The sequence below is a fragment of the Pseudomonas sp. SWRI68 genome, assembly GCF_014269165.1.
In the GTDB taxonomy this organism is placed as follows: Bacteria; Pseudomonadota; Gammaproteobacteria; order Pseudomonadales; family Pseudomonadaceae; genus Aquipseudomonas; species Aquipseudomonas capeferrum.
The window spans coordinates 789,587-795,868 of the sequence record NZ_JABWRU010000001.1 but is presented as its reverse complement, the minus strand read 5'-3'; the positions used below and the strand labels follow the sequence as shown (position 1 = coordinate 795,868).

Here is a 6,282-nt window from a genome sequence, read left to right as displayed (position 1 = left end):
GTCGTGCTCTACCAACTGAGCTATTCCCGCAAATGGCGTCCCCTAGGGGACTCGAACCCCTGTTACCGCCGTGAAAGGGCGGTGTCCTAGGCCACTAGACGAAGGGGACACACAACACTTTTCAGTGCGCCAGGTATTGAACCTCACGATTCAGCCTGGGCTTTCTTTTCCTGCCCCGCCGTTAAGCGTTGCCGGAGAAACTGGAGCGGGAAACGAGACTCGAACTCGCGACCCCGACCTTGGCAAGGTCGTGCTCTACCAACTGAGCTATTCCCGCAAATGGCGTCCCCTAGGGGACTCGAACCCCTGTTACCGCCGTGAAAGGGCGGTGTCCTAGGCCACTAGACGAAGGGGACACGCTGCAAGCATTTACATGCTGCTTTCACTTCCTGCCGCGTTCCGCTGTGTGCTTTACGCTGCAAGTGGCGCGCATTCTATGGATGCGACGGGGAGCCGTCAACCCCTTTGTAGAAATTTATTTAAATCAATGACTTCGGTCCATCTGAGTGCCCCTGCCAAGGAGTACCCGAGGTTTGGCGTTGATTTTCTGACGGCACCTCGGCAAGCTCGGTATCAATGTGCCGGCATCCGGTAGCGCTATTGTAGTTATAGGGCACGTGGCCGATATAAAAAGAGATTTGCCTGCCAGGGCCTCTCGCGGGCAAGCCTGCTCCTACACTGATGCATAACTTCTTCATGAGGCATTAACGGTGACACCACTTCTGATCACCCTGCTCATCGTGGCGGGTATCGCGTTACTGATCGTGATCGGCTACCTCAACAATGTAGTCGAAAACAGCAAGCTCGAACGCGCGCGGCTGAAAGTCGAGCTGGCCGATCGCTTGCGTCGCTGTGGCGAAATCACCGAGACCTTTCCCGGCCAGTTCATGACCCCGGCGCTCAAACTGCTGCTGACCCGCCTGGAGCTGAACCTCAACCAGCGTCAGCTGGCGGTGGACAAGCACAACGCCGAGCTCAAGGCGCGAATTGCCGAACTCGAAGGCCTGATTGCCCTGGGCGAAAAGATCCCGGTGAACAACCCCCCCAACCCGATCCAGGCCGAGGCCAAGGCCAAGGACGTGCGTTTTCTGCTTGAAGCGTTGCACAACCAGGTAGCCCGCGCCGCCCAGGAAGGCTTCCTGCCCGCCAGCGAGGCCAAGCAATGGGTCAAGGAAGTCCGTCATATCCTGGTGCTGTTGCACATCGAGTTCTTCAACAACCTTGGCCAGCAGGCCCTGCAGAAGGGCCAGCCGGGCCAGGCGCGCCTGGCTTTCGAGCGTGGTGTGCAGTACCTGCGCAAGCAGCCGGAGCCGAAAGTGTATGAAGAGCAGTTGACCTACCTGGAGAAACTGCTGGCCCGCGCCAATGCGCAGGTGCTGGACCAGATGGAGCCGGCACAGAACGAGCAAAATGAATTGAATGAAGGTCTCAAGACCGATGAGGAAGAGACCTGGAAGAAAAAAGCAATGTACGACTGATTCGGTAATCCTGTACCGCTCCCACAGGGGCCGGTACAGGCAAACACACTCAGCAGTCGGTCAATTCCAGGAAGATCGCCACCAGGCGCTCCACACCTTGCTGATCACCCTCACTGAAACGCCCAAGCTTCGGGCTGTCCAGGTCCAGCACGCCAATCAACCGCCCCTCTTTCACCAACGGGATCACCAGCTCGCTGTTGGACGCACTGTCACAGGCAATGTGCCCCGGGAACGCGTGCACATCCTCGATCCGCTGGGTTTGCCGCGTAGCCGCCGCTGCACCGCACACACCCTTGCCGAACGGAATCCGCACACAGGCCACCTGCCCCTGGAACGGCCCGAGCACCAGCTCATCGTTACGGTTGAGGTAGAACCCCGCCCAGTTCAGGTCATCCACCTGGTTATACAAGAACGCCGAAAACTGCGCGGCGTTGGCGATGAAGTCACGCTCGTCGGCAAACAGCGCCTGCACTTGCGCAGCCAGCAGGCGGTAGCCGTCAAGGCCGGTACCACTGGCATTGAGGTCGATCATTTATTTCTGCTCCAGCAATTGCAGCCCGACCCAGTAGCGGGCGAACTGATAGGCACAACGGCCATTACGGTTGCCGCGGCCGGTGGCCCAACGCACGGCGAGGATGTCCAAGGCTTCGTCACGCTGCCAACTCAGCCCGGCAGGGCGCGCCAACTGGCCGATCCAGTGTTCGACCACGTTGAGGAAGTGGTCTTGGGTGAAGGGGTAGAACGACAGCCACAGGCCAAAACGGTCAGACAAGGCGATCTTGTCTTCCACCGCCTCGCTGGGGTGGAGCTCGCCATCGACCCGCTTCCAGTTCTCGTTGTCGCTCTCTTTCTCGGGCACCAGGTGGCGGCGGTTGGAGGTGGCGTACAACAGGACATTGTCCGGAGCCTGCTCCAGCGAGCCGTCGAGCACGCTCTTGAGCACCCGGTAGTCGCCCTCACCGGCTTCGAACGACAGGTCGTCGCAGAACAGGATGAAGCGTTGCGGCAGTTTCTGCAGTTGCTCGACTACCCGCGGCAGGTCGGCCAAATGGTCACGTTCGATTTCGATCAGGCGCAGGCCGGCACCTGCGTGCTCGGCCAGCAGGGCGCGCACCAGCGACGACTTGCCGGTGCCGCGCGAGCCCCACAGCAGCGCGTGGTTGGCCGGCAGGCCGTTGATGAACTGGTGGGTGTTACGGCCCAACTGGTCACGCTGCTGGTCGACACCAATCAGGTCGGACAGGCGAATGTCCAGGCTGACTTCCAGCGGCATCAGGTAACCGCTGCGGCCATCGCGCTGCCAGCGGGCGGCCAGAGTGGTGTGCCAGTCGATGTCCGGGCGCAGTGCCGGCAACAGGGGTTCGAGGCGCGCCAATACCGATTCGGCGCGGTCCAGGAAAGCAATCAAGCGGGCGTCCATGACGACTCCTACACATTCAGATTCGGGGCGGCAATAGCCGCCAGCAGCCGGGGTTGATCGGCTATGCTTGCGCAGCGCAAGGGACGAGAAACCGGCTCGGGACTCATGGATATAAAGTTCACCAATCGCCTGTCATACAAGCAAGCCCGGTTGACAGTCCTGGTCGGCTTCATCCTGGGAACATTGCTCAGTCTCATCCAGATCGGCATCGATTATGCCAGCGAAGACGCGTCCATCAACCGCGAAGTGCGTGCACTGCTGCAAATCAGCCACAACCCGGCTTCACGCATCGCCTACAACATCGATGCGGAACTGGCCCTGGAGCTGACCCGCGGCCTGCTGCAATCGCCGGCGGTGGTCCGCGCGCGGCTGATCGACAACAACGACACCGTGCTGGCCGACGTCGAGCGCCCGCGCCTGGAAGACCGCTACCGGCCGCTGAGCGACTTTCTGTTCGGCGAACAGCGCCAGCTGCAGGACCGCCTGTTCCTTGCCCACATGCCCGAAGAATACCTTGGCACCCTGTACCTGGATGTCGACACTTATGCCTTCGGCAGCCGCTTCCTCGACCGCGCCGGCGTCACCCTGCTCACCGGTTTTGCCCGCAGCCTGGTGCTGACCGGCATTCTGCTGGCGCTGTTCTACATGATGCTGACCAAGCCGCTGGTGAACGTAATCGGTGCGCTCAGCGCCAGCGACCCGCGCAAGCCACGGCAAACCCGGCTGGAATGCCCCCACGGCCACGAGCACGATGAAATCGGCGTGCTGGTCAAGGTCGCCAACCAGCAGTTCGTCAGCATGGCCACCGAGATCGAGCAGCGGCGCACCGCCGAGAACCGCCTGACCCAGTACCTCAACGAGCTGGAAGACATCGTTTCGGCGCGCACCGACCAGCTCAAGGCCAGCAACAGCAGCCTGAGCCAATCCAATCAAGAGCTCGAAGAAGCCCGCCGTCGCGCCCTCGACATGGCCCAGGCGCGGGCGGCCTTCCTGGCCAACATGAGCCATGAGATCCGCACCCCGCTCAACGGCATGCTCGGCATGATCGCACTGGCCCTGGACAGCCCGCTGCCCAACGAGCAGCGCCAGCAGATGACCATCGCCCACGACTCAGGCAAGGTGCTGGTGGAGCTGCTCAACGATATTCTCGACCTGTCCAAGTTCGATGCCGGCCAGCTGGAACTGGAGCGTATCGCCTTCGACATGGGCTCGATGGTCGAGGACACCGCCAACCTGCTGTCACAGAACACCGCACAAAGCGTCGAACTGACCTGCCTGATCGCCCGCGACTTCCCCAGCAGCGTGCTCGGCGACCCGACACGGGTGCGCCAGGTGGTCAGCAACTTGTTGTCCAACGCGCTCAAGTTCACCCGTTTCGGCCGCGTCGACATACGTTTGGCAAAGATCGTCGGCGGTGTGCGCCTGGAGGTGCGCGATACCGGCATAGGCATCCCGGAAGAGGCCCAGGCGCGGATCTTTCAGCCGTTCACCCAGGCAGGCGCCGGCATTACCCGCCAGTACGGCGGCACCGGCCTGGGCCTGGCCCTGACGCGCAACCTGTGCAAGGCCATGCACGGCCATCTGCATATTCAGTCCGAGCCGGGCTTTGGCAGCCGGTTCAGCGCAGAGTTGCCGCTGACCGCCCACACCGAGGCTATCCCGCCCGCGCCGCTGCAGGGGCGTGTGGTGGCCTTGAGCAATGCCGGAAGCGGGCTGCATGAACTGTTGCAAGACCTGTTACCCGCCTGGGGCCTGGCGTACCAGCGCCATGACAGCAACGCAGGCCTGGATGCCACGCAGATCGACCTGCTGATCACCGATGACCTGGAGCATCTGTTCGAGCTGCGCCCGGCGATGAAAACGCCGCTCCTGCTGGTGACCGCCTATGGTAATTTCCTCTCCAGCGAGCAGTCCGTCAGCCTGGCGCCTTTGCATCAACTGGCCCGGCCACTGGCCCGCAACGCCCTGTACCAGACCCTGCGGCGCACCCTTCAAGGCCATGAGCCCGAGCACCCGCTGGCCAACCCGAGCACGGCTGTGGAACAAGGCCGCGCGCGGATTCTGCTGGTGGAGGACAACCCGGTGAACCAGCTGGTGGCCAAGGGCATGCTGGCCAAGCTCGGCTGCCAGGTGCAAGTGGCCAGCCAGGGTGCCGAGGCCTTGGAATGCCTGGAGCAGGACGAGTTCGACCTGGTGCTGATGGATTGCAACATGCCGGTGATGGATGGCTACGAAGCCAGCCGACGCATTCGCCAGAGCGGCCGCTGGCCTGAGCTGCCGATCGTCGCGCTGACCGCCAATGCCATGCCCGAGGAGCGTGAGCGCTGCCGCGCCGCAGGCATGAACGACTACCTGGCCAAGCCGTTTCGCCGCGAAGAGCTACTGGCACTGGTCGATCACTGGGTGCCCGTCAGCGGCTGAGCAGGCGCTCGATATCCGCTTCCAGGGCCTGCGGCTTGGTGGTCGGCGCATAGCGCGTGACCTGGCCGCTGGCCGGGTCGAGCAGGAACTTGGTGAAGTTCCACTTGATCTTCTGGCTGCCCAGCAGGCCCGGGGCACGTTGCTTGAGCTCGACGAACAGCGGGTGCGCACCGGGCCCGTTGACCTCGACCTTGCGAAACAACGGGAAGCTCACGCCAAAATTGCGCTCGCAGAACTGCGCGATTTCCCTCGCTTCGCCCGGCTCCTGCTTGCCGAACTGGTTGCAGGGAAAGCCCAGTACCACCAGGCCACGCTCGCGATAGTGCTGCCACAGCTGCTCCAGGCCCTTGTATTGAGGGGTGAAGCCGCACTGGCTGGCGGTGTTGACCACCAGCAGGGCCTTGCCTGGGAAGTCACCGAGTTTCTTGTACTCGCCGCTCAATGTCACGCAGGGGATATCCAGCATCGATCCAGCCATGTTCGGGCTCCGGTCAGTCGCGCGGTTGCAGGTCGATGCACACCGAGTTGATGCAGTAACGCAGGCCGGTCGGCGGTGGGCCGTCGGGGAACACGTGGCCCAGGTGGGCATCACAGCGGGCGCAGGTGACTTCGGTGCGGATCATGCCGTGGGTAGTGTCGCGGATTTCGATCATCGCGCGGTCTTCGATCGGCGCGTAGAAGCTCGGCCAGCCGCAGCCGGAATCGAACTTGGTCTGGGCATCGAACAGCGGCAGGTTGCAGCAGATGCAGTGGTAGATGCCGTCGCGGCGCTCGCTGTTGTACTTGCCACTGAACGGGCGCTCGGTACCTTTCAGGCGGCACACCTGGTACTGCTCGGGGTCGAGCATCGACTGCCATTGTTCAAGTGTCTTGTCGATCTTTTGCATGTAGGGACCTCGGCAGGCTTAATTTCACCCCGCGCCGTCTTTTCCGTAACGCGGGTGGCACGTATATTAGTTGGCT

At 62.3% G+C, this 6,282-nt stretch carries 6 protein-coding genes and 3 tRNA genes; 2 read left to right on the top strand and 7 right to left on the bottom strand.

The features are described 5' to 3' along the window. Window positions 1-33: 33 nt before the first annotated feature. The 3 genes from HU770_RS03625 to HU770_RS03615 all read right to left on the bottom strand — a co-directional run bounded on the left by HU770_RS03625 (window position 34) and on the right by HU770_RS03615 (window position 356). Window positions 34-109, bottom strand: a tRNA-Glu gene (locus tag HU770_RS03625). A 92-nt stretch (window positions 110-201) separates the two neighbouring features. After that, a tRNA-Gly gene (locus HU770_RS03620) sits at window positions 202-277 on the bottom strand. 3 nt (window positions 278-280) lie between these two features. Further along, window positions 281-356 (bottom strand) — tRNA-Glu (locus HU770_RS03615). Window positions 357-710: 354 nt separating this feature from the next. Between HU770_RS03615 and HU770_RS03610 the strand changes: the two genes are divergently transcribed. Further along, window positions 711-1,478 (top strand): hypothetical protein, encoded by a 768-nt coding sequence (locus tag HU770_RS03610; RefSeq protein WP_033700600.1) that lies wholly within the window; start codon window positions 711-713, stop codon window positions 1,476-1,478. Window positions 1,479-1,527: 49 nt separating this feature from the next. On the opposite strand, the gene HU770_RS03605 is transcribed toward HU770_RS03610, so the two are convergent. Both HU770_RS03605 and HU770_RS03600 read right to left on the bottom strand, forming a co-directional pair. Continuing rightward, entirely contained in the window at window positions 1,528-2,010 is a 483-nt protein-coding gene (locus HU770_RS03605; RefSeq protein ID WP_186663044.1) for a GAF domain-containing protein, read from the bottom strand. After that, window positions 2,011-2,898, bottom strand: coding sequence for an ATP-binding protein (locus HU770_RS03600; RefSeq protein ID WP_033700604.1), 888 nt, complete (start codon window positions 2,896-2,898; stop codon window positions 2,011-2,013). Between the two features lie 63 nt (window positions 2,899-2,961). Between HU770_RS03600 and HU770_RS03595 the strand changes: the two genes are divergently transcribed. Beyond that, a complete protein-coding gene (locus tag HU770_RS03595; RefSeq protein WP_186663043.1) occupies window positions 2,962-5,319 on the top strand; it encodes a response regulator in 2,358 nt (785 codons plus the stop codon). Here HU770_RS03595 and HU770_RS03590 read toward each other — a convergent pair. Beyond that, window positions 5,309-5,797, bottom strand: coding sequence for a glutathione peroxidase (locus HU770_RS03590; protein ID WP_186659397.1), 489 nt, complete (start codon window positions 5,795-5,797; stop codon window positions 5,309-5,311). The two genes, HU770_RS03595 and HU770_RS03590, sit on opposite strands and share 11 nt — an antisense overlap. Window positions 5,798-5,810: 13 nt before the next feature. Further along, the gene (gene msrB / locus HU770_RS03585; RefSeq protein WP_033700607.1) at window positions 5,811-6,206 is read right to left on the bottom strand and encodes a peptide-methionine (R)-S-oxide reductase MsrB; all 396 of its coding nucleotides are present in this window, start codon (window positions 6,204-6,206) and stop codon (window positions 5,811-5,813) included. Between the last annotated feature and the right edge of the window lie 76 nt (window positions 6,207-6,282).